The sequence below is a fragment of the Marinobacter sp. genome, from assembly GCF_039977835.1.
Lineage (GTDB): Bacteria > Pseudomonadota > Gammaproteobacteria > Pseudomonadales > Oleiphilaceae > Marinobacter.
Genome location: NZ_JBDWCL010000063.1, coordinates 31,569 through 53,692, shown reverse-complemented (window position 1 = coordinate 53,692; position 22,124 = coordinate 31,569). Strand labels below are relative to the sequence as shown.

22 protein-coding genes are annotated in these 22,124 nt (G+C 49.3%); 13 read left to right on the top strand and 9 right to left on the bottom strand.

Features of this window, described 5'->3' with window-relative positions:
* Positions 1-223, top strand: a 223-nt coding sequence (locus ABJM11_RS17815) for a hypothetical protein (RefSeq protein ID WP_348296203.1), incomplete at its 5' end; no start/stop codon positions are given.
* Between the two features lie 525 nt (positions 224-748).
* On the opposite strand, the gene ABJM11_RS17810 is transcribed toward ABJM11_RS17815, so the two are convergent.
* Positions 749-1,708: an IS1595 family transposase gene (locus ABJM11_RS17810; protein WP_100690103.1), complete on the bottom strand. Its 960-nt coding sequence runs from the start codon at positions 1,706-1,708 to the stop codon at positions 749-751.
* A 116-nt stretch (positions 1,709-1,824) separates the two neighbouring features.
* Between ABJM11_RS17810 and umuD the strand changes: the two genes are divergently transcribed.
* The 3 genes from umuD to ABJM11_RS17795 are packed head-to-tail and all read left to right on the top strand — an operon-like array spanning position 1,825 to position 3,537.
* Complete coding sequence (gene umuD / locus ABJM11_RS17805; protein WP_100690104.1) at positions 1,825-2,253, top strand: translesion error-prone DNA polymerase V autoproteolytic subunit; 429 nt, start codon at positions 1,825-1,827, stop codon at positions 2,251-2,253.
* A complete protein-coding gene (locus ABJM11_RS17800) occupies positions 2,243-2,440 on the top strand; it encodes a nucleotidyltransferase (protein WP_348296202.1) in 198 nt (65 codons plus the stop codon). Before umuD ends, ABJM11_RS17800 begins: the two co-directional genes overlap by 11 nt.
* On the top strand, positions 2,368-3,537 hold the full coding sequence (locus ABJM11_RS17795) for a DUF4113 domain-containing protein (RefSeq protein WP_227521127.1): 1,170 nt from the start codon (positions 2,368-2,370) through the stop codon (positions 3,535-3,537). The genes ABJM11_RS17800 and ABJM11_RS17795 overlap by 73 nt, the downstream gene beginning before the upstream one ends.
* A gap of 106 nt (positions 3,538-3,643) precedes the next feature.
* Here the strand turns inward: ABJM11_RS17795 and ABJM11_RS17790 are convergent, their stop codons facing one another.
* Together ABJM11_RS17790 and ABJM11_RS17785 are read right to left on the bottom strand one after the other, a co-directional pair.
* The gene (locus ABJM11_RS17790) at positions 3,644-5,128 is read right to left on the bottom strand and encodes a hybrid sensor histidine kinase/response regulator (protein ID WP_100689755.1); all 1,485 of its coding nucleotides are present in this window, start codon (positions 5,126-5,128) and stop codon (positions 3,644-3,646) included.
* A gap of 262 nt (positions 5,129-5,390) precedes the next feature.
* Entirely contained in the window at positions 5,391-6,239 is an 849-nt protein-coding gene (locus ABJM11_RS17785; RefSeq protein ID WP_100689756.1) for a PAS domain-containing protein, read from the bottom strand.
* A gap of 476 nt (positions 6,240-6,715) precedes the next feature.
* Between ABJM11_RS17785 and ABJM11_RS17780 the strand changes: the two genes are divergently transcribed.
* The 5 genes from ABJM11_RS17780 to ABJM11_RS17760 are packed head-to-tail and all read left to right on the top strand — an operon-like array spanning position 6,716 to position 9,738.
* Positions 6,716-7,315, top strand: coding sequence for a hypothetical protein (locus ABJM11_RS17780; RefSeq protein ID WP_100689757.1), 600 nt, complete (start codon positions 6,716-6,718; stop codon positions 7,313-7,315).
* 25 nt (positions 7,316-7,340) lie between these two features.
* A complete protein-coding gene (locus ABJM11_RS17775; RefSeq protein WP_100689758.1) occupies positions 7,341-7,736 on the top strand; it encodes a hypothetical protein in 396 nt (131 codons plus the stop codon).
* Position 7,737: 1 nt separating this feature from the next.
* Entirely contained in the window at positions 7,738-8,928 is a 1,191-nt protein-coding gene (locus ABJM11_RS17770; protein WP_100689759.1) for a DUF1173 family protein, read from the top strand.
* A gap of 13 nt (positions 8,929-8,941) precedes the next feature.
* Entirely contained in the window at positions 8,942-9,442 is a 501-nt protein-coding gene (locus tag ABJM11_RS17765) for a hypothetical protein (protein WP_100689760.1), read from the top strand.
* Positions 9,443-9,468: 26 nt separating this feature from the next.
* Entirely contained in the window at positions 9,469-9,738 is a 270-nt protein-coding gene (locus ABJM11_RS17760) for a carbon storage regulator (RefSeq protein WP_100689761.1), read from the top strand.
* Positions 9,739-9,827: 89 nt separating this feature from the next.
* Here ABJM11_RS17760 and ABJM11_RS17755 read toward each other — a convergent pair whose 3' ends face one another.
* Genes ABJM11_RS17755 through ABJM11_RS17745 form a run of 3 tightly spaced genes read right to left on the bottom strand, consistent with a single transcriptional unit; the run spans position 9,828 to position 11,872 of the window.
* Positions 9,828-11,003: a tyrosine-type recombinase/integrase gene (locus ABJM11_RS17755; RefSeq protein WP_157807849.1), complete on the bottom strand. Its 1,176-nt coding sequence runs from the start codon at positions 11,001-11,003 to the stop codon at positions 9,828-9,830.
* Positions 10,981-11,493, bottom strand: a complete 513-nt coding sequence (locus tag ABJM11_RS17750) for a hypothetical protein (RefSeq protein ID WP_100689763.1) — start codon at positions 11,491-11,493, stop codon at positions 10,981-10,983. The genes ABJM11_RS17755 and ABJM11_RS17750 overlap by 23 nt, the downstream gene beginning before the upstream one ends.
* Complete coding sequence (locus ABJM11_RS17745) at positions 11,486-11,872, bottom strand: DUF4262 domain-containing protein (RefSeq protein ID WP_100689764.1); 387 nt, start codon at positions 11,870-11,872, stop codon at positions 11,486-11,488. Before ABJM11_RS17745 ends, ABJM11_RS17750 begins: the two co-directional genes overlap by 8 nt.
* 481 nt (positions 11,873-12,353) lie before the next feature.
* On the opposite strand from ABJM11_RS17745, the gene ABJM11_RS17740 reads away from it, so the two are divergent.
* Entirely contained in the window at positions 12,354-13,451 is a 1,098-nt protein-coding gene (locus ABJM11_RS17740; protein ID WP_100689765.1) for a DNA-binding protein, read from the top strand.
* A gap of 56 nt (positions 13,452-13,507) precedes the next feature.
* Here the strand turns inward: ABJM11_RS17740 and ABJM11_RS17735 are convergent, their stop codons facing one another.
* Entirely contained in the window at positions 13,508-14,176 is a 669-nt protein-coding gene (locus ABJM11_RS17735; RefSeq protein WP_348296201.1) for a hypothetical protein, read from the bottom strand.
* Positions 14,177-14,365: 189 nt separating this feature from the next.
* The gene (mobH, locus tag ABJM11_RS17730; RefSeq protein WP_227521128.1) at positions 14,366-16,249 is read right to left on the bottom strand and encodes a MobH family relaxase; all 1,884 of its coding nucleotides are present in this window, start codon (positions 16,247-16,249) and stop codon (positions 14,366-14,368) included.
* Between the two features lie 108 nt (positions 16,250-16,357).
* On the opposite strand from mobH, the gene ABJM11_RS17725 reads away from it, so the two are divergent.
* Positions 16,358-16,756 (top strand): hypothetical protein, encoded by a 399-nt coding sequence (locus ABJM11_RS17725; protein WP_069183737.1) that lies wholly within the window; start codon positions 16,358-16,360, stop codon positions 16,754-16,756.
* Between the two features lie 1,267 nt (positions 16,757-18,023).
* Here ABJM11_RS17725 and repC read toward each other — a convergent pair.
* Positions 18,024-19,133, bottom strand: coding sequence for a replication protein C, IncQ-type (repC, locus tag ABJM11_RS17720; protein WP_083231806.1), 1,110 nt, complete (start codon positions 19,131-19,133; stop codon positions 18,024-18,026).
* A gap of 233 nt (positions 19,134-19,366) precedes the next feature.
* Between repC and ABJM11_RS17715 the strand changes: the two genes are divergently transcribed.
* Together ABJM11_RS17715 and ABJM11_RS17710 are read left to right on the top strand one after the other, a co-directional pair.
* The gene (locus ABJM11_RS17715) at positions 19,367-20,746 is read left to right on the top strand and encodes an AAA family ATPase (protein ID WP_348296200.1); all 1,380 of its coding nucleotides are present in this window, start codon (positions 19,367-19,369) and stop codon (positions 20,744-20,746) included.
* A 10-nt stretch (positions 20,747-20,756) separates the two neighbouring features.
* Entirely contained in the window at positions 20,757-21,878 is a 1,122-nt protein-coding gene (locus ABJM11_RS17710) for a ParB/RepB/Spo0J family partition protein (protein WP_100689768.1), read from the top strand.
* Positions 21,879-22,124: the final 246 nt, after the last annotated feature.

Sequence of the window (22,124 nt, the reverse complement as noted above, 5' to 3'; positions counted from 1 at the left end):
AACGATCACTACTACCTTTGATTGGACCGGTGTTGTAAACGCATGGCTGATACTTGGATTGTTAACCTTCGGCATTATTTGCAGCAGGATGGGTCCATCGGGATCGAATCAGGTCCTGGTCGACGTCTTGCTGAGTTTTTTGTCGCCATTGTCAAAGAAACCAGTGGCGACATTGACGAAGAGGGAATTTTTCCTAAAGTTCTATGCCGCAGGAAGCCAATGAGAAAACCGTGTGTCGGTGAGATACAGAGCTACATTGATCCGGAAGACGATGCCATTGTGTGGCGCTGCCCCGTGTGTGGAGATAATGGAGCCATAAGCGGTTGGGAGGGAAGTTTTTGGGACCTCTCAACAATAGTTACGAGACATTGAATGTGAAAATCCTTTCACAAATACGCTTCATTAAACTGCAAAACGAGAACAGCTCTATAGATGGTTTTTTATACCAGATCAGCTTCTCGTTTTTATCAAATTAGGGAGTCCGCCGCCAACATCTCGTTAATCGCATCTTTGGTCCGCCTATCTTTTCCTTCCTTTTCCTACCATAACCTTACATAACCTTACATAACCTGGGCACGGCTTCGCCGCGCGTTGCTCGGGATGGAAAAACCCTCTACCAGGTTGCGTCATTCTCCGGAGTCGCGGGCTGGAATAGGGCGATGCCCGATGCGGATCTGGTATAACAATGCATAATCTAAATACAGGGGTCGCCTCTGGCACTCTGAATAAATATACTGTTCATCCATGGCTATGTTGGCATTGGCTGTTGGTTTGCACCTATCGCAATTCGCAGCCAAGCCTCTTCGGTAGGTTGAGCACGCTCAAATAGCCGCCGCCATGCCAGATAGCTCGGCAGATATGCTGTCCCAACCCCATGAAACCGCGCTATCCAGCCCTTCAATCGACTCATATAACCGTTTACGTTCTGTATGTGGTATTCCTTGCCGATCACTCGTTGATTATCGAGTGTGATCAGTCGGTGGTGAGCAATACCTTGGTTCTTGGAGAAGGTTTTGTACCAACTGTGGCCATCTGAACATAGAATCGAGTCACGATTGATAATCGGCGTCAGAAAAGCATGCACCGTCGGTTTGTTTAATGCAGGATCTACCAAATCACTGATGTTACCGTTGCGATCCCGTGCAATAAGTACCGGAATTTTATTCGCTTTATGCTTATTTTTACTTTCCCCGCCCCGCTTCCTGGAACTGCGATGCGTGATGTTGCGCTTGCCTTTGCAAGACGCGGTAAAGAAGGTTTCATCCACTTCGACAATGCCGGAAAGGGCATTTGCGTTGGCGTTTGCACTGGCAGTCAGAAAACGGTGACGCCATCGAAAAGCTGTCTTTAAATCAATGCCTACTCGAAATGCCGATACCCGCAGAGTCAGGCTGTCTCGCATGCATCTCAGATAATCAAACCACTTGTTGCGGTGATGCAACCTGGTCAGTGATGTACCTGTAACGGCATTAAAGGTCTTGTGACAGGTCAGGCTCTGGCAACGATATCTCTGCAAACCACCAGAATGTCCCCACTTGACGACGTGCTCATGACCGCAATGCGGACATAGGTGAGATCTGGCCGTTTCCAGCAAGGTGTGAGCCTGAGCATTGATTTGCCCAAGAAGCTGATTAGCAAGGTGTTGTTTGAGATCAACCGGGAGGTGGGTCAAGGCCTTTTCGAGGGCATTAAGGTCAGCTTTTTTCATGTTGCGCTCCACCGAAGGACTGCTTATACAGTAGTATATACAGTATTATTGGAGCGTACCAACAGCGTTAGCCAACATAGCCTCATCCATACAGTACATCAAATCGGAACGCCAAGATGTTGATCACAGAAATTTTCCGTCCCGCCGAACAGTTCCAACGTTCAATTGCACTCTACGCCGATACCGTTAAAGCGGGTTTTCCATCGCCAGCCCAGGACTACATTGAAAAAACGCTGTCCTTGGATGACCTCTGCATTCGCACACCGGCCGCCACCTTTTTTGTCCGTGCTTCTGGCTCATCGATGGAAAAAGCCGGCATTCATGACGGGGATGTGCTGGTCGTTGATCGCAGCCTCCCTCCCGGCCACCGGAAGATCGTCATTGCCTCGGTCGACGGGGAGTTTGTGTGCAAACGACTAGATTTGAGCGTCCCCAGCAAACCTGTCCTCCGAGCGGAGAGCGACGATTACCCGGACATCACGCTTCGCGATGAAGATGAACTCGAAATTTTCGGTGTCGTAACAACCGTCGTGCATGCACTCTGAAATGAAACAGATATTCGCCCTGTGCGATGTGAACGCGATGTACGCGGCCTGTGAAACGGTGTTCGATCCCTCACTAGTCGGCCGTCCGGTTGTCGTGGCTTCGAATAATGACGGATGCGCGGTGGCGCGCAATGCCGAAGCAAAGGCCCTGGGTATCAAGATCTGGGACAACCGATCTTCGAGCTGAAGGAGCATGTCGAGAAGAACGGCCTGGTGGTGTGCTCTTCAAACTATGCGCTCTACGGCGACATGAGTTTTCGCTTCATCCAGACTCTGGCGACCTTTTCGCCCGGGGTCATGCCATACAGCATCGATGAGGCGTTTCTCGATCTGACCGGCATTGAATCGGTCATGTCCTATGAGGATTTTGGGCATCAAATCAAAAACGTGGTGAAGCAGTGGACCGGTCTGCCAATTTGCGTCGGCGTAGCACCCAGTCCCACACTGGCAAAGCTGGCGAATCACGGCGCCAAAAAGTATCCGGCAACCCGAGGCGTGGTGGACTTGACCGATCGCGACCGACAGCGCCGACTGCTGAAGCTGGTCTCGGCCAGCGAGATCTGGGGGATCGGCTCCAAACTGAGTAAAAGGTTGGCGGATCTTGGGATTGAAACCGGGCTCCAATTAGCGGACGCAGATCCCAAATGGATTCGAAAGCATTTTTCGGTCGTTGTCGAGCGCACCGTTAGAGAGCTGAACGGGGTTCCGTGCCACGACGACCTTCTGGAAGTGGCCCCGGCCAAAAAACAAATCCTCTGCTCGAAATCGTTCGGATCACCGGTGACCGACCTGGACTCCATGCTCGCGGCCGTGTCACACCATGCAACCCGGGCCACCGAGAAGCTGCGCAAGGAAAATCGTGAATGCGGGTATCTGGCAACTTTCATGTCGACCAGCCGGTACCGGTCGAGCGAGCACTATGCGAACCAGAAGGGCATTGCTTTGCCGTATCCAACCGCGGACACCCGCGAGATATGCAAACAGGCGGTGACTCTGGCTAGGGCGCTCTGGCGCGATGGATATAAGTACAACAAGGCAGGCATCGTGCTTTCCGACTTTCGAGCGCCTGGTGCATGCCAGTCAGACTTTTTCAGTCGAATTGAGGACGACAAGCGAGATCAGGAGCTGATGCGGACCCTGGATAAGATCAACAGCATTGCGGGTAAAAACACGGTCCGCTTTGGGCGTCAGATCCACAAAAATACGAACTGGCAGATGCGCCGGGAAAATTTATCCCCAGCTTACACCACCCGTTGGTCCGATATCCCCGTCGTCAGAACTTAGGCTGTCCGATTGCCCATCGGCGCAGTGGGACTCATCCGGCATGCACCTCATTGGTAGATAACTTCGATTTCAACTCCAATACGTGAGCAGCATCAGTAGGAAAGCGTCAGCTAGCTGATCGGCTGTAATCCTGAGGATTGAACTTCTGACGAATAGCTTCCGAAACCAACATCCGCACGTCCTCAACAGACATGCCTTTCGACACAATTCGAGCGCCGGCCTTAACAATAGCTCCGCGCGTTGTCTGTGGGATGTTCGGATCCGCCGTCACCATAATTTTACTTATATCCTGGTTCGGATGAGCCTCATCATTTTTCAGCCACTCAAGCAGCTTGAGCCCGTCAATTTGCGGCATGTGGAAATCAACCAGCAGCAGGTCATAACGCTCTTCTTCTAAGTGCGAGATACCCAGGACCGGATCATTGCAAGTGACCAACTGAACCTGACTGGTATCAAGGATTTTCGGCGCAAACATTCGGTGCATCTGCTGCAGGTATGTCTCATTGTCGTCGATGAGCAATACCCTCAGTTTATTGTCACCCTGATCAACCATCGTGTAATCGAGGTTAGAGTGAAAGTCGTTCGCCTCGTATTCGCCCTCAGGACTTTTTGTGTCAACTGTCCCTTGGCGATGGCTAATTGGCAATTTGATGCTCAGTTTCGTGCCAAACCCTTCTTTGGAATCAATAGCGATGGTGCCACCCAGAAATTCAGTAAAAGCTTTCATGACAGGCATCCCGATGCCCCACCCATCTTTGCCCCGCCGAATACCATGGGTAAGGGCGTCTCCGTGCCAATGAAGGTCGTTCATCTCGTCTGTGGACATCCCGCTACCAGTGTCCTGTACCGTGACCTCGACATAATCCTCCTCAAGCGTCATGGACAGACGAACGAAACCATCCTTTGTGTGCTTCAATGCATTCTCGATGGCGTTTCGGACCACCACCTTGATCAGATCATAGTCAGTGTAGAGCTCCGTCGCTCGTAGCTTTTCATCGTCGCAACACTCCCAGATCAGCGCCACGTTGGCCTTGCCCGCAAACTGACTGTTCAGCTCTAACACCATCTTGCTGACAGCAAACCATTCTTTATGTGTGGCCAGTGTTCCGTTTTCCAGGGCGGCCAGGGCAAGAATCGCCTTAACGTGATGGTCCAGAATGTCGAGATCGTCCAGCGACATTTGCAGAATGCTCTCAGCATCACTGAAGGCTTTCTGACCAACGTAATTGACCGCCAGATCCGCCTGAGAGCGCAGGTTTGTGATTGGAGTTCGGAGCTCATGGGCCGCGATAGCCAGCAAATTCTGCTTCATCGCAATAGCCTTCGTCTGACTGCGATATTTCCGTTTCAGGCTGGAAATCCAGATTACGAGAGCCAGGTTCCCGAATAAGGCAATTGTGAGAGCAGTAATCATCAGCTCGTCGACGTAACGATATATTGGGAAATGGCCGGCCACTGCCAGGTATAGTCCCAATAGAAGACCTGCGACGACCCAATTAAAGACCATGGACCAAAAAGATCCCTGAACCGCACGGACTGAGGTGATGGTGATACCGATGATGAGGAGTGATGTAAATACTGCGAACAACATAGGCCTATCCTTGGCTCAAAATCTCTGGGCTTACATGGGAAGCGTTTTTATTTCCAGGTTAAATTTTTCACACACATTGCTTGAACGCATCAGCGCCCTGCTGTCCGACACAGACACCCGTTCCTTCGGCTGCTGATTAGACGGCTACAATGTTGGCCACCATCATATCATCCGAGGAAACCCTGGCTTCCATTCAGTGCGAGCTGGGGTTTAGTCCGTTCGAGGCAGATATTAACGGTATTCACTATCGCCGTCCTCGTGGTCAGCCATTCCGTTTCGAGTGATCGATCAGCTCATTGATCTTTGTGTTTTCATTAACCGCCGCAAAATTCTCAAGAAATGACAGAGCGGCCTGTGACTGTGGTTCATCCAGCTTCGAAACGTCTATGTTCATGCAAATGAAGCCAATGAGCCCGAAACGTGGGTCGTAGATAGGGATCGTGCTTGACTTAACGTCTCGACCATCCGCGAGCGTAAGCCCATAGCTGATGAAACTCACGCCACGGCTCTTACCGACTGCGTACTCACGAATGAGCTCCAAACCAAAATTAGTCGTCGAATCGCCCAGTCGGCGCCCGGAAATGGGGTTCTGGATGGCTATAATTGAGGCCAGCGGATTTCGCGTGTCATGGAGCACGATTTCAACGCCCGTGCCGGCAAATGTCCGACCGATCCCATTCACAATGTCCGTATACACGCTGAACACCGCATCCTTGTGCTTCCGGATTTCCAATATGTCTTCGTAGTGGTACTTCTCAACCAGCTCGAAAAAGCGAACTTTGTTGTCGTGATCTAGCATCAACAGGGTGTTGTTCGCCTGGACGATGTAGATGAGATCCGCTGCAGCCTTCGGATTGTTCTGACTTAAAAGGTGCATTACCGCCTGGTTCAATTTGTCGATGTCCAGGTTCAAAACACCGTTAGTGCTTTTGACAGGGTAGAGGTCTGGAAGCGCGCTCAAAGGCGTCCCGGACAGGGGAACGAGTGGATCATGAGAGTGTGAAATTCGGTGCCCTTGGAATTGCTGGGCAATGAGTAAGGCTAGCAAGATGACTACCAGAACCGCAGGGATAACTGCCGAAATGATGGTTCGGATTGCAAACGGCTGCATCGAGATACTTCCTTGTTACGTAGCCAGAACTTTTTTAAGCACCTGCCTTGGCGCTTACAGTATGTTACAAATTAGACATTATTTTGGATGAAAATTAAACGCAAAAACATGGTCTATGCCACAATTACCCTCAGAGTTTCACGCTTAAAGCCGTCGAGATGTTGCCACGACCCCCTTTGCGATGCACTATCTCCCTGAATTCCTGCATTGCATGGAAGCGCCGTACCCCAGTGGTTCGGGCAAGAATCAAGGATGAGATCTCCACTGGTTGTCATGATCGTGGCAACTTCCTTGCGGCACCAGATTTAAAAGGTCGTTAAGTTGTGACCTTTTGATTGATGGTTTCTCGCACCAGCAGCGGCACAATCGATGTCAGCTTCATGGGCGGTCGCAAACAGGTTTCCTGTCCTCTGGTTTCACGCCGTCTGCCCTGATCCTGGTGTGCAAACACAGTTACGATCTTGTGGAGAAAACTCGTGAAATTAAAGTGCCTTGCTTTGTCACTGGGATTGGCAGCGACCTTAACTGGCTGCTCAACAACTGAACACGTATTAGTTGGCGGGAAATGCGTCACCTGCATCAATAACCCACTGACAGGTGAACCCTTAAACCACGACGGCTCGATCCCGGGCAGCACATACAAGCCCTCGGACCAGTCTTCCACCCAATCAGATTCTTCAGGCACGGATAGCTCGTCTTCCGTCGCAAAAACCTTTACTGAGTTCTCTACCTCTTTTTCCGCACCAGTAAACGTTGATGTGGCGTTTATCCGAATCAAGAAAGAGTACGGGTATCTGTCCGAGCAGGAGATCCGCCAGGAATGGGGGGCAATGGCAAATACGAAAATGCAGACATTTGCCTGGGCCTATGACTCAGAACCGTCCGTTTACTATCATATGCGGGCTCACCGGCAGCATGGCGATGCGCTTTATGTCATTGATCACAACATTACAAAACAAACTGCCGCTGCCAGCGAGATAACGATTACCGTTTGGGTGAACGATCAGTCTCCAATCACGCCGGCCGACGTGGCGGAAAGCCTCGCCGGGCGCACCAAAACCGCATTGAAGATCTGACAGGCAAAGGAAGAGGCCTCACGCAATGATTAGACTGCTTTTTGGTTTCATTCTTGGTGTGGTGGCCTCGTATTTCACCTTCCCGATGTTTTACTCCACACTGGGCCCCTTACCTAAGTTCAGCCTCGAGAACCTGTTATCAGAAGAACAGACGTTGAGCTCCAACACGATCAACCCCAACCCGCCCGCGCATTTCCAACAGATCAAAGCCGATGCATTGGCTGAAAAGATCAGCGTGGCGCGTTCTCTGGCTCAACTGAATCCGCCGCAGTCTGCAACAACTCCAGAAGTTTTGAATGTTATCTACAGCGCGGCTCGCAAGGATCCTGTCGTAAACAGCCTGTTTCTTGATAGAGCCAGTAATGGGCTAACCAATCAAGAAGCGCTGATCATTCTGTCCGCATACGGAAAGCGAGGCTGATATGGCACAGGTGGCATTCATCCTGAACGACCAGCTGGTACCGACGGACCATCCCGAGCGACAAGCGCTTCTTGCCTCTGCCTATAGCACACGGGCCAGGCCTCTTTGTGGTTGCAAAGATCCGGGACTTCCCCTCTATGTGTCCAAGGTGGACGATGACTCTTTCTTGGTGAAGCGGATGCCGTTTACCGGGCCACAACACGATCCGAAATGTGACTGTTACGAGATTCCACCCGAGCTATCGGGCCGCGGCGCACTGGGTCAGAAAGCAATTGAAGAAGATCAGGATGGCGGCATTACCAAGCTTCGGCTGGACTTCAGTTTGAGCAAGCGCGGAACAGCCCCAATCGCCTCGCCAATAAAGGGCCAATCTACCCAGGCGCCAACTACGAAATCCGACCCGGCTAAATTATCAGTACGATCGCTTTTGCACCTTCTCTATGAGGACGCAGGGTTGAACCGCTGGTCTCCCCGAATGGCGGGTAAGAGAAATTGGTTCGTGGTTCGCAAATATATGCTTGAGGCCGCCGAAGGGAAAATTTCGGGCCGGAAGGCTATCGTCGATTCCCTGCTCATTCCTGAGCCGTTTTCAGTGGAGCATAAAGACGACATCCTTCGCCGGCGAGCGCGATTTTTTTCTGATCTCAAGGCCACTGCCAAAAACCAGCCCATGGGTTTGATGATAGGTGAGGTGAAAGCGTTCGAACCAGCCCGGTTTGGACATCGGATGATCATCAAACACATGCCGGACGTCCCCATTTACCTTGCCGACGACATTTACCGGCGCATGGGAAAAAACTACGGGACCGAATTGGCGTTCTTTGCTGAGGATGCCCAAATCCACTTGCTTTGCATCACCACATTCACCCGATCCGCTACAGGCAACCTTCAAGCTGACACACTGTCCTTGATGACGGTCGATGCTCAGTGGCTGCCTTTCGAAAACCGTGAAGAGTTGGACCTGGTTGAGAAGTACCGTGCAACGGGCCGCTACTTCACTAAATGCCTTCGCTACAACCTTAAAAGCACCGAAGTCCTTGCGTCGATCCTTCTCACCGACACAGAGACCCCGACGGCGGTCTATCTGTACCCAGACGTCTGCGACCCGGCCTATCAAGAGAAGCTGGACTGGGTTCTCACAAACAGCGAGTTGCCCTACGAGCTGATCAATCCAAACGCATCCAGCGCATGAGTGAACCTTCCTGATGACCGTTTTAAATCAACAACAGACCAATGACTTGTTTTGCGACATCGAGAGTCGCTTGCTCGGCGCCAGCTCATTGATACTGGAGTATCTGAACAACCTCAAACCCGCATGCTCGGAACTGGGCCAGATTGAGTGGCGCTACCGGCTTTCCGGATTCCTGGAAGGACTTAGCCTGACCGGCCACATAGATAGCCTTTATCTTGAAAGCCTTGCTAGCATGCTTTTTGCCCGTGACGTAAAAAGCCGCGAGGTGCGGCCTGGACGAGCCCATGCGTTCAGCATCGACATCATTACTGACCAATCCAAGGTTTACCGCTTTGATGTTCCTTCAACTAATCCACTGGATGCTTACGCGCAGCTCACAAAGAGAACAGCCTATAACTCAATACCCGGTATAGAGGCCATCGAAGTCTATGCCGGATTCAGGAAAGACAGAGTTAAGGAAGCTCAACCTTTACGAGTCTTCGCCAAGAGCGAACTCATTTACAGTAACCGCTGATTCATCTCACAAGGCCGTCATTCGCCATGGCACTGACATTAGAAAGGATGCTGTTCGAGAGCATCATTATCAACGACAACATCAAAATCACCGTTACGCGACTGGACAGTTCAAGGGTAAAGCTTTCAATTGATGCCCCGCCCGAGGTTGCGATCAACAGGGAAGAAGTTTTCAACAGAATCATCGACCAAAAGCCGAAACCAGAACAGCCGGCCGCCCAGCGCTCCATCGTCAGAAGGCTGTTATCCAGAAAACAGGTCGGCAAGGTCTTGCAAGACTGGCCGCCTGGCAAATGAGTGGCCGGTCATTCTGGCCAAGCTTGAAGCGACCATTAACACCGTGGATCTATGGATGTAGAACTGGGCCCCCTCTGCATAAATAATGATTAAGACCCGTCAGATTCGTCTTTCCGTCCTTTTGCTAGCTTTGCCTTGGTCAGGGCAGTCGGCGAGCTATGTCTAGCGTCCAGGTATCTCAAGGCTGTTCGTGGATCACGCCATCCGATCCACTCCATTATATCCTTTTGATTTCCATACTCTTGGTCCATCCAGTTTGCCAATCCCCGACGCATAGAGTGGCTGGTGTATCGATCGTGAGCGGCCTGGGTATCAACTGTGAACAACTTCTCTATCAGAGTATTCATCGAATTTGCGTTGATATTTTTTGTCCATACGTTGCCCCAACGATCTACTTTTGAGAACAACGGCAAAAGCCCATCCGTACTTCGCTCGTCACTGACCCCTTGAAATCGGTCCTCCTTCCATTGCCGGATCGCATAAATCGGGCAGAGATGTTTAGTCGGGTACGCTTCAAAAAGCTTTTTTTGCCCTCTTCCTTCTCTGTCGGTCTTGGACCTTCGAATGGTAACTCGCATCCAAGGAGGGTCTTCATCCCAGAACATTTCCACATCCTTGATGCGCAAATTGACCAATTCGGACGCGCGCAATCCGAACCAGAAAGCCGTCAGCAAAAGAGCTCGGTTTCGAGAGAATTTGAGCATTGATTGCCGGTCATCATGTTCCAGTGCGATCTGTCGGTTTCGACGCAGCTTTTCCTCTGCGTTCTTTAAAATCCTCATGGGTAGGGCATTCGCCTGTTCCTGAGGTTCACCACAAGACACTCTAATGGACCGCATGGTTGCCCGCACGGCATCTGAATTGTTTGGATTATCCCCAAAAGTGCGCTTGTGCCAGCTCCCGAATAGACTGCGTCGCTGTTCCAGCGTGGCGATCGAAAAACCCTTGAGGTTTTTATTTCTCCGCTTGTCCAGCACCGCGCTTTCCGGGCTTTCTTCATAGGAGGGCCTTCTGGCGTATTCATTGAGATAAAAAGACAGGTCAGTTGGCGTGCAGGGCAGAGGACCGTTCCAAACCTCAACGTAGTGCCGGACAGCCTGCGCAGTGGCTTTTTTCGTATTCTTCGATTCAGCCGACTGGATAAGCTCCAGAAGCGCTACTTGCGCTTCAACCGGATACTGAGCAAGAACCTTCGAATCGAAAGCCTCGGCATATGTTGGGCGAGGTTGTGTCGTCAGCTTTTTACTGGTCACTTTCTTTTCCACACTTTTTTCTCACGATCGCTTCTATTCGGTGCCTCGGCACCAGACTCTCAGCTTCTAACTGATATAGATCCCGCAAACCCGACTTAGAAGACAGGTCCATGATGGCAAGTATGTGTCGCCGCAGTTCGGCTTTCACGCTTCCAAGGGAAAGCTCAGCATTCAACGCAGTTGCAGCAATCGCCTCGCTCTGCAGGATGTGCGTTTTGTCCACATACACTTTTGGATCTGCAATTACCTCAAAGGAGAGATTTAGAAGCTCCCAAGGCAGCGATTCCGCCGGAATTTCTATAGAGACTTTCTCCGGCGCCCAGGGGAACACATGAATAGTGTTGATGTCGCTGTCCACCACGTACACCGTTGCAAGCCCGATGTCTCTCCAGCTTTCTTCAACAAAGATAAAACCGTTTTGGCTGTTAAAAGCGATGATTTCCCGGAGACGCTCTCTGGCCTCTTTAGCAGATTGAAAATCCACTAATCGCTCTTCAGTCACGAGGCACTCCCGGCACCAATATTTTCACTGCAGAAATCTTCCAATGCCCATAGTGGGTTCTGGCATCAAACAACCGCGTCTTAACCTGATCAACCGAAAGTGACTCAAAACCTGGCTTTGGAGTGACCACAGCGACCTCATCCCATGACCTAGCCGGGGTATCCCGCCGCTCAGCCGCGAGAAACAAAAGCCTCAGCAGTTCATCACTTTGCTCGCGCGGCATCTTTTCGACAAGCAGCTCTGGCAATCCTATATCTGAGCACCCCACCGTGTAGGCGTAGCCTGGTACATGTCGAACATGGACACCATGGTGTTCAATCGCATCCGCCACTGCGTTCTTATGGACCTCGATTCCATTCTCAAATTTTCCAAGAGCCATCAGTACATCTCCAATCAGTCATTTACGACCACAGTACACTGGAAATCATGGCCGCCAAGGTCTGGTTGCTTTTTTACCAAATGCCGCAGGCTATTTTTTTCGAAAACATTGCGGATTGGTGTCTTCAGACCCCATCACTATACTGGCTGGGCCTGATACTTGCTCCAGGCCTGGTGTGAAGAAATTGGCCCCGCACGAGCAGACCGTTGAGATTACTCCTGGTCAAGCCTGACGATCTTATTTGCATTTCTTCAGTCTTACCCTCCAGAAAGCCTCAAAAAACGCCCTCTCCCACCATTATACACCCATAAGATGGGATAATGCCTATTATCGCGCTTTTATTCTCCCTCATTTTCTTTAGTGTTTCTTTTGTTTCGTTAGTTTATAATTAATAAAATGAAACTCAGAAACTGACCAAGACAGCTCGCCGTCCGCGCTTAGTTGTCTAAGTCATTGTTTTAATAGATAGGAAGGTGCACGTATGGGTAGGCCAGCCAGTATCAGCGAAGCAGACATCATCAGAGCCGTTGAAGAGCTGCAGGAAAGCCGGAAACCAGTAAACCCATACCAGGTCCGCCAAATTCTTGGTAAGGGCTCCACCGCAAAGATTGCTCACTACCTTCACGGGCTGGACATCGACTCCACCTACGAAGACTCAGAGTTCCAGGCAGCTATTGACCTGAACGCTGAGCGATCGGAGTACCTGGCAAAGCTCGTGCGGCCATTGATTTTTCAGCTGGAGGAAGAACAGCAGTCAGCAATTAATGAAGCGAAAGCCAAGTTCGAAACCCAACGTCAAGAACTCGATGAGCTGGCCAGAGGCCTTGAAGAAAAGCTATCCGGTAAACAGTCAGAGGTTGAGACGCTGGAGACCAAACTGGCGAACCTAGAGAGCGAGAGAGACAGTCTCAAGGTCGACAATCAGCAACTCAGAATTGCCGCGGCCGCCAACCAGGAAAAGCAAATCGCGTTGCAGGAAAAAATTCACACTCAGGGCGAAGAAATAACTGAACGTAAAAAACAGCTCGAACAAGCCACTTCCGAGAAAGCGGCACTCGAACACCGTCACGATCAGCAACTATCCCGTTTAAGAGACGAGTTTGACGAACTCAAGGAGGAATTTGCCAGCTACAGGAACAAAGCCGAAGATCAATTTGCTGAGCATAGAACCGAGAAGGCAAGACTTCTGGAGCAGGTGGAAGAGCAGCGTGAAATTGCCAACCTGGAAGCAGTTGAGCGTCAGCGCCTTGAACAAGAGTTGTCTCACACCCGGGCGGGTGCAAAGAGCCTTCAGGAGTCTTTGTCCAATCAGAGCTCTATTATTGAGGACTTGGAGAGGCGTCTCACAGATTCAGAATCAACAGCCCAACGCGTTGCAGAATCCCTCAGCGAATTAAAATCCTCTTTTGAGGATGTGCAGCGGTCGAAGCAGTCGTTAGAGAACGCGAATCAAAGCCTTGCCGCAGAGGTCGAGTTTTTAAAGGACATTTTGAGGAAATTCCAAAGCATCCGAGATGAAATGGATTGGGAGGGAACCAACACCCAGAGAAATGAGGACAATTCTAACGAATCGAAATAACGCCGTGCACGGAGACGGGTGAAGTGGGTCCGCCTTACGCAACTTGTATGGATCAACTAGGATTCGATGTCCGCACGCCTGGCGATTTGGTCACGAATTATTGCGCGGAGATAGTGCTGTGGCGCTGAGGTTTGTTTTGGGTCTGCAAAGTCCCGGGCAAAATCTGTTGTTGCTCCAAGTACAGATAGAATTTCCTCCTGGGTCAGGCTGTGCTGAAGACTACCATCCTCTTCGGAAATCAATCGCATAATTTGATAGAGCAGCTTGTTCTGCGTCTCTTTGCTCTCAAGCTCGAGAGTTTTCAGTTCTTCGCCACTGTCCGCTTCGGGCAGGTAAAACGGATAAATGCCACCGAGTTTCCACCAGGTCTTCAGGTGTTTCTCATCGCACGGAATCCTGTAGTTCTGTTTGAGGGCATCTACGATGAAGGCGATTTTCTTGATGGAAGGCGAATATAAAGAAAACCAACCACGGACGGTGCTGTAGCTTAGATCTCCGAAATTTTCCGGATCTTTCTCTCGAAGATATTGATAAAAACCCTGCATCTTTCCTCGCTGCTCTTTGAACCCAATCCGATCCAACAGATGCGATAGACGCGAGCCGGGGGAATCGAAGCTCTGAACTTCTTCCTGTTGCATAGCTATCATTTTTGCGACGCTGATCTCGCCGTCTCCGGCCAAGTGGAGTGAGTTAAATCGACAAACGTTTATTGTCTCTTGTTCCATCACTTGCAAGATACGCCGGAATATAACAAGCGTCCACGACGGACACCACTTAACGATTGCCGTTCTATGTGATCAGGCAGCAACAGCAGCTCATTGGACTCCATGTAAGTCGAAGAAAATTGTCATCTATTTTCCATGAAAATAGCAGTTTGGGCGCAGGTTCTCAGCTTCGCGCCAGAGCGGATGGGTTCAGAGATGAATTTTTATTACTGGGTTGGCATTGAAGTTGTTCAATGATGGGAAGCAGTCGCGGTTTAGCAGGTAAACGCGAAGCTCACTCCGTGACCGGACGCCCTCAACGCTGACCGAGACGATGTTCTTTCCGTTCATGCCTTTTTGGTGAATATCGAGGGCTTCTATTTCTTTCTGAAGCAGTGTGAAAACTCGTTTATCCCCTGCCCTTCGCTCGTAGATCTGCTTTTTAAGTCGATTTTTATCAAGGAAATCATTGAAGATCGCTGGTGTCACAAGAGCAATGTGATTCTCAAGCACATGGACAGGCGCCTTGGGTTCATTCACGCGAATACGTTTGGTCGCAATACCGCGAAGTAACCAGGAGATAAAGTCGTTTTGACGGAGCACCTCTTCCTGGATCTGTCGGCGAGTTTTCCATTTGTCGGCAGCATCTTTCGAGGTAAGCCCTCTTTCTGGGCCCAACTTGCCCTCATCATTACTGGTAGTACTGCTGGATTTCGGATCAACCGTTTCGTTCCAGGATTTTGTTACCTGCCCTACCCTACTTCCATCTGGTTTGCAGGTTTTCGTGGGCTTTTTAGGGACGCTGGCTGGTTCAGGGAATGGCAGAGAGACAGCTGACTCCAAGCTTTTATCGGCGGGGACTTGCGATTCTATGGCCTCTTTTACCCGCGGCTGATCTTCTGCCAAAGGATTTCCCTTTCGGTCTATCGGAGTCACCGTGCCATCAAACAAATCCGGTTGTGACGTTGGCCAGATGATCTCGTTTTTAAAGCACAGAAAGGTCAACTTTTGACGCCAGTTTTTAGCGGGGTCATCTATCTCTGCATACCAGACGCTATCACCTTCTGGTGTCGCCACGATGCATTCATGATCTTTGAGGATCCCAAAAATAGTCACGACTGATTTTGGTATACCACTGTGGCCCTCGTTGAGCAACTGGGCCCGGACTGCTTCTATTGTTGCCTTAGAAACAACCCAGGTGTACTCATCGGTGACCCAGAGTGCCGCGCCAGGCTTATTTCGGATCAGGTCCCCATCGGCCACCAGTTTTCTTAACGACACAACCAATTTTTCGTGCAAAGGCACTGCCAATGAGTGGTCCGCTTTCTTCCCTGTATTTGCTCCGAGGTTCTTTGACACACTCGCACCATCCGCTGTCCTCACAATTTCAGCTATTACGTGGCCTCCAAAAGTTGAATGCGACACTGTACTGAATAGTTGCGAGACCAGCTCCATATCTGAAAACAGCCATTTGGTCGCCTCCGGTGTCAGCAATCTGGGCAACAGTGACATTCCTGATTTTTCGTGGAGCGTCTTTGCGAGGCGGGTATTTTCTATTTTCTTGCGAAATCGATATTGATATTCAACGCCGGCCGGCAGATTTCCATACCAAGGGAACCACTGTTGGAACGTCGAGTTAGGGGCTCTGTAAACAACCTCTAAATCGGTAACGATCTTGCCCAAATCATGAGCCAAAATCGCGATGAATGCTCCGAATCTCCAGCGATCTGCACCAGGACCAATGTTCTCAGGTTCAGCGTTTGGAGGCAGGATATATCCATGAGAAATTCTGACCCCTGCATGCAAAGCTTCCAGGGTGTGGTCAATCAAGCCACCCTGTTCCGAATGATGATGAATCTCGGACGCGGGCAGGTTCTGAGCTAATTCTGCGAACTGTTGAATGGCATAAAGATAATGTCTGTTCCACACAACATCGGTTGCTGAAACTAATCGTTTGATCTTTGAGATCAATGATTGCCGGGATGGCGTGTTTAAAAGGTCTGCACCACTAAGAGCAACTGGGTGCATCGGTCTGAGAGTGGGCACTCCTGTGTCCTGGGTGGGCTCGTTTTTCTTCAGAAATCTGCCAATCACGTCGGGCTCCTCAATCAAAGCCCAGACGATAGCTCAGAGGAATTGCCAATAGATTAGTCAAAAGGTCAGTGCTCAGTGACCTTTTAAACACTGCGAAAAGGAGTTTGGTTGGACAAAATGCCAATAACTTCCACTTACCTTTTAAAGGCTAATCTACCGGTGACCGATCAACAGCAAAAGCTTTTGCCATTTACTCTGCGACTTAAAGAAGACGATCACACGCTGATGAAATTGCTTGCGGCCATCGATGACACCATTGAATTTCAATACGAGTTGCTAGACGCCGCAGTTTCCTGGGCTCATGCAAATAGAATGACGTTGCATCCGGTTGCGGTGCAAAAGGGGGGTGTCAAAAAATCATTCTATGTCGGCAACTCTGCATCATTGCTTGCTGACCTTGAACGATCCTGGAATTGCAATCCGACGCGTGCAGTCCATACCGCCCTATTCCACTACCTTCGTTATCAGTCTCAGGAACGAAATTTACTACCTGCCACTGCTGGGTAACACCCCGTACTGAACCCCCTCGTATTGGTTTTTCTTTATCAAGAGCGGTCACATTTCACAGCTTTCCACAAACTTTCTGGTTGGCAATTTCAAAGTGAGTTAGATCCTGGACAGAAGGTTGATTATAAAAGCGGTGAGATCGTTGAAGGTCGCACACCTTCTAAATATAGTTGTTTGGTCTGACGTTTGTTGTCGAGCGCTGGGTTGAGGAATGGCGGTTGTTTTCATTTCAGTAGAAAAAAATGCAGCTTGTTGCGCGCTGGCGTTCTCGCCAGTGCATTTCCGTTCTAATGAAAAATTGCAGCAGGCAATTTCTGATTATTATTTTTAAAGACGGATTAAAAACGGGGTGATAACGGTAGGTTTCATTGGTTAATTAGCTTTGAACCCTTTACTGGTAGGGATGGAGGTCTTTTGAGTAATCCGATTAACCACGCTCATACGGTCCGATTAACCAAGCTGAAATAATCCCATAAACCGCATCCAAATAATCCCATAAACCACATATCCCCATTTCCTCCACAGGATACTAACAGGTTATCCAAAGAAGTATCCACAGAATCAGTGGTTTATGACGTCTTTATCCGATAAACCTCAGTAAAAATACAGCCCATTTCATCCTCTATCCCATTAACCTTAGTAAAAGATCCTACAAACCCCACTAATGTGAAATTCTCCATAACACAGTTTTGTTGACTATGTCGGTGATTGGTAACCGCTCGCGCTAGCGACTAGTGATCCAGTGTCCGTTCAAGTGTCCTGGCCTCTCTTGGCGTTCCCTGCCCTGCACCGCCCTGCCCTTCCCTCTTGGCCCGCTGGTGTTCCGCGTCCCAGCTGATCATTCACTAAAAAATGGCAAACGTTGGTGAACATAATTATTGGTGTGGTTTAAGGGATGTTTTGGAGTCCTTGGCGTATAAGCTCAAGCAAATTTCACTTGGCTGTCGTGTAAAAAAGATTATAAAACAGTGCCATAAAGCTGTTTGTTGGATTTTTAGACGTTGCTGGATAGCAGTCTGAGAGATGCAACTCCCCTCCCCTTCTTTGCATCCCAAGATCGTAGCAAGACGTTGTATTTAGCTATTTCTCTGACGCTTTAGAGATCGATGAGCCTTTTGCTGTCCAACTATGTCAATTCTTTGTTCAAAAAAGGCTTTTATTGATAATGTTTCCCGGGGAGCTGATAAAAATTGGTGTGGTTTGGGGGATTTTTTGGAGGGCAGAAAACTTTTTGGTGGGGTTTCAGGGATAAAATTCTGGCCAGACCTTAAAAAGGTATCTGTGATGACTTGCCTTCACTATTGTCATGCTCGTTGTCTTGCGATTGGCCTTCGTCTGACATCAGTGCACGACCTTCAGCTTTAGCCGTGATTTGGTTGAACACCTTCTGGGCAGCAGCTTGCTGTTTTGCAAATGAGTTGCTCGCATGCAATGTGAACAACCAATCGTAGATCTTCCCTTTATTTTTCTTAGGCTCCGCTTCGTACTTTTCTATGATGTCGCGCTCTACCAGCTCGTTGAGTGCTTCAATGATGATCTCCTTATCTTTAGCGAGCCGGTTTGCCGGATCCTTCCATGCGGCAATGAGCGTTGTAAGCAATATGTTGTATGGGCGACCTGGTCCGGCTTGAATCCAGCTGCAGCATAGCCGATCGTAAAACAAACGCGCGCGCTGACTCTGGAATTCAAAGAGTTTGCTGTATTTCGATCTGCGATATTTAGTGTTGGTGATGAGATCCGTAACTAGCGGATGAAAGCAGACGAACGCTTGGGCATCGCCTTTCTTCGGGGCGTCAGCGAAAAATAGAACTGGGAAAAAGTTGGCGTTGGCGAGTGTGCTTCCATCTTCCGATACGAAACTCAGCCCTGCTTTGGAGAGAATTTCGAGCCCTTCCCTGATCTCGACGTAGTTATAGCTCTTCCCTTGCCTCTCCAACTCCTGGTGAATTTCGTACAGGGAAAACTGCAGCCCGATGAGATGAAATTTTTTCTTTTTGTTTGGCAGCTGGGTCTCGTAGGTTTCCGCTCTTCTTTCAGTGGCTAGTTTTCGTAGTACATCTTCAATCGCTTGTTCACGAGTTCCGGGAAATGCGAAGACACTTTCTCTCTCACCATTCTTGCCGATGCGTTCAATGTTGGCGGCTGTGATTGTTGCTGTAATTTCGGCGTTACCGTGAATGATCTTTCGCTGGAATTTTGCATCTGCCGCCGACGTAACGCCTGTGAGGATTTTGCTGCGTCTGTCATAGATGTATTTCCCGATAACGTCATACAGCGAGAGCGTGTGAGTAAAATCCCGGTCGATAAGGGGGTCGAGGCCAAACAAGTCCAGTGCGAGCTGGACGTCATTTTGAACCTTGTTAGCATTCATTGCCATTTTGCCCTTCCAATCATCCTGCCGGGATGGTCGCAATATTTTTTTTGGTATCGGCGCTATCTGTCGTTAGATGTTTCGTATCCAGCTGGCCAAAACTCGTCGTGTTTTCACCAATCGACCAAAAGTACCATCCTTTGAAATGAAAATAGCTTTTTCTGGCGCAATTGGTAACATTACCAGTGATTATCCTAGCAATCGTACCGTTGTCAACTGGCAAATTTGAAGGAATTACAATGTCCATCAACGATGATTCACGCTTTGACAAGTTAAAGGCGGCAATTTCTAAGATGTATAAAGTGGTCAAGCGCGGTTTTAGCGTTATGGACCAGATGCCTGAGCTTGTTAAGGACGCACAAAAAGATAAGTACGATCCCGAGTGGGTTGAAACCTCTGAGGTAGACTCCCGGATTCAGCAACGTCGATACGGCACTACTCAAGCAGCAGAGATGGTCGGCATCAGTGTAGGCACGTTGTATGCGGCTGAGCAAGACGGCCGACTCCCTCCTCCCGAGTATCGTACCGATACAGCAAAAAAGGTTCGGGCTGGCTACACAGTTAACCATATCAACCACATGCAGAGAGTTCTTGGGACGTCACCATCGAAGCCTGAAAATTTGCCGGCGGCAATATGCGGGGTTCTAAATCTGAAAGGTGGCAGCCACAAAACCACAACTTGTCACCTGTTTTCACAATACCTGGCCATGCGTGGTTATAAGTGTCTGGTTCTTGATACTGATCCTCAAGGTTCGCTGTCTTTCTATTTTGGCAAACGTCCGGATTACGACATTAAGTATGAGAACACCTTTGCGCCGTTTATTCTTGAGGATGATGCTGCTCTTCGGGAGGTGGGACATCCAAGGGGGTCCTCCAAGAACTTAAGATACGCTATCCAAAAAACATACTGGGACAACATTGATATTATTCCGTCATGTTTGGAGAACCTGGCGATTGATCTGTTACTTCCTCAGTTGATGGAAGCCAGTCGTAAGCCCAAAATTGAATTCATCGCCAAGCTAAGAGAAGGCTTACGTGAAGTCGGGAAAGATTATGACTTTATCATTATCGATGGTACGCCCTCACTTAACATGACCACGTTGAATGTCGTCAGTGCCTGTGACGTCGTCTTTGTTCCAACCCCGGCCGCCTTGTTGGATTTCGCGTCGACATTACAGTTTTCGAAGCTGATTTCGGATACTGCCCGTTCTTACATTGATATGGGTGTGGCACCTCACCTGCCAGATCTTCGTTACTTCATAACGAAGTTCAGTGGATCATCTTATGCCCAATTCTTTGGCCAGATCATCAGGAAGGTATTCACTGTTGAGCGTGGTGATGTTCTGACTGCTGAAGCACACGCATCAGATGAAATTGGAAAAGCTAATGCATCCACATACTCGATTTACGAAAAAAACCCCTCAGATGCTGACAACCGGAAGAAGCTAAAATCCACGATTGAAATGTACGATCGTCTTTTTGCAGAAATGCACGACGCCCTTACTGAGACAGTTTTTGGCGATGCAATGAGAGGTTCACACCTGGATAAAATCGATGAAATTGTTGCCAAGGCAGGTGAAGCAAGGAAAGAAATTCGTGATGCCGGACACGCGGAATAGGAGATGAAAAATGGCTAACAAAGATAAATACGGTGCTTCAAAGCTATCGATTCTTGACGACGAATCTGAGATGCCAGATCCAGTCGATGAGAGTTACTTTGAGGGTTCAAGAAGTCCGGCATTGAATTCCTTTAGTAATGAGTCGGTCCGGAAGAAAACCTATACCGATGAACTTGAGGAGCAGGTTGCACATCTTGAAAGTGAGTACGAGTCAGTCAACGAGAAATTGAAGGCCGCTCTTGCTGGTGCTTCAACAACAGGTAGCTCAGTTGTTCTCGATATGCCGGTCAGCAAGGAGAGTGTCAGCTTCGAGCTCCAGGACATTGATCCTTCACTCATTGATGTATCGCCTGAAAATGAGCGGAAGCAGGAATTCCTTGATGAGATTTCTTTGTCGGATATTTTACCGACAATTCGCTCTGGTGGTGGCAATCAGTACCCTGGGATGGTGCGTCCGAAACCAGATGGACGGTTTGAGCTACTTTATGGGTCGCGACGTAGGGCTGCATGTCGTATTGCCGGCGTTAACTTCAAAACATTTGTGGGCGATGTTCCCAACGTAGATGTTAGAGCTTTGAGTCTGCTTGAGAATGACAGCAAGGATGTATCTTTCTTTGAAAAGGCTCAGGCTTATGAGCGTTTGATTGAACTTGGTGAATACAGGAGCTGGAATGAACTGAGTAAGGCCAAAGGGTTTTCTCAGTCGACTTCTTCACGTTACAAATTGCTTTGCGAACTTGAAGAGATCTTTGTTCGAATTCTGCCGGCGCCAAGTGATATGGCTCAAAGCTACGGCGAGATCATTTCGAAACTCAAGAAGAAAAACCCTGAGAAGCTTTTTTCTAGGGCGGAGCAACTTCTTGAGGATCGCAAAGAATCGCTGAAAGAGGGTCGCGAATTACTTAACTATGATCAGGTAGTTGCTGCTCTCAAAAGCGCGGTCAGGGCTCCATCAACACCCACTTCGTCAATTCCGCCAAAAGTTTATGCAAGCAAAGATGGAAAAAGGGTTCTGAAGCGAACTGTTTCAGCTGACGGTGTTTGCAAAATTCAAATTGAGGGTCTTTCAGAATCTGATATCGAAGCCGCCGTCGAACTTCTTAATAAGAAATTTAAGATGAATGAATCATGATAATCTCTGGTTGATAGGCGAGGGCGGCATGCTGCTGCCCCTTTCCTATTGGCAGAGGAGTTGACTCGATTTTACCCGTCGCGGGTAACCTCTCAGAATTCAGATTTACCCGTCGCGGGTAACCTCCCAGATACCAGACTTACCCGTGGCGGGTAACCTCCCAGAAACCAGACTTACCCGTGGCGGGTAACTTCCCAGAAACCAGACTTACCCGTGGCGGGTAACCTCCCAGAAACCAGACTTACC

Bases quoted from the DNA above. Each gene is read 5' to 3' on its own strand.
- ABJM11_RS17745 (WP_100689764.1), bottom strand. From the start codon at position 11,872: ATGGCTCTTGGAAAATTTGAGAATGGAATCGAGGTCCATAAGAACGCA.
- umuD (WP_100690104.1), top strand. From the start codon at position 1,825: ATGTTGATCACAGAAATTTTCCGTCCCGCCGAACAGTTCCAACGTTCA.
- ABJM11_RS17715 (WP_348296200.1), top strand. From the start codon at position 19,367: ATGTCCATCAACGATGATTCACGCTTTGACAAGTTAAAGGCGGCAATT.
- repC (WP_083231806.1), bottom strand. From the start codon at position 19,133: ATGGCAATGAATGCTAACAAGGTTCAAAATGACGTCCAGCTCGCACTG.
- ABJM11_RS17790 (WP_100689755.1), bottom strand. From the start codon at position 5,128: ATGTTGTTCGCAGTATTTACATCACTCCTCATCATCGGTATCACCATC.
- ABJM11_RS17785 (WP_100689756.1), bottom strand. From the start codon at position 6,239: ATGCAGCCGTTTGCAATCCGAACCATCATTTCGGCAGTTATCCCTGCG.
- ABJM11_RS17770 (WP_100689759.1), top strand. From the start codon at position 7,738: ATGGCACAGGTGGCATTCATCCTGAACGACCAGCTGGTACCGACGGAC.
- ABJM11_RS17810 (WP_100690103.1), bottom strand. From the start codon at position 1,708: ATGAAAAAAGCTGACCTTAATGCCCTCGAAAAGGCCTTGACCCACCTC.
- ABJM11_RS17765 (WP_100689760.1), top strand. From the start codon at position 8,942: ATGACCGTTTTAAATCAACAACAGACCAATGACTTGTTTTGCGACATC.
- ABJM11_RS17760 (WP_100689761.1), top strand. From the start codon at position 9,469: ATGGCACTGACATTAGAAAGGATGCTGTTCGAGAGCATCATTATCAAC.
- ABJM11_RS17800 (WP_348296202.1), top strand. From the start codon at position 2,243: ATGCACTCTGAAATGAAACAGATATTCGCCCTGTGCGATGTGAACGCG.
- ABJM11_RS17740 (WP_100689765.1), top strand. From the start codon at position 12,354: ATGGGTAGGCCAGCCAGTATCAGCGAAGCAGACATCATCAGAGCCGTT.
- ABJM11_RS17710 (WP_100689768.1), top strand. From the start codon at position 20,757: ATGGCTAACAAAGATAAATACGGTGCTTCAAAGCTATCGATTCTTGAC.
- ABJM11_RS17735 (WP_348296201.1), bottom strand. From the start codon at position 14,176: ATGGAACAAGAGACAATAAACGTTTGTCGATTTAACTCACTCCACTTG.
- ABJM11_RS17775 (WP_100689758.1), top strand. From the start codon at position 7,341: ATGATTAGACTGCTTTTTGGTTTCATTCTTGGTGTGGTGGCCTCGTAT.
- ABJM11_RS17795 (WP_227521127.1), top strand. From the start codon at position 2,368: ATGCGCGGTGGCGCGCAATGCCGAAGCAAAGGCCCTGGGTATCAAGAT.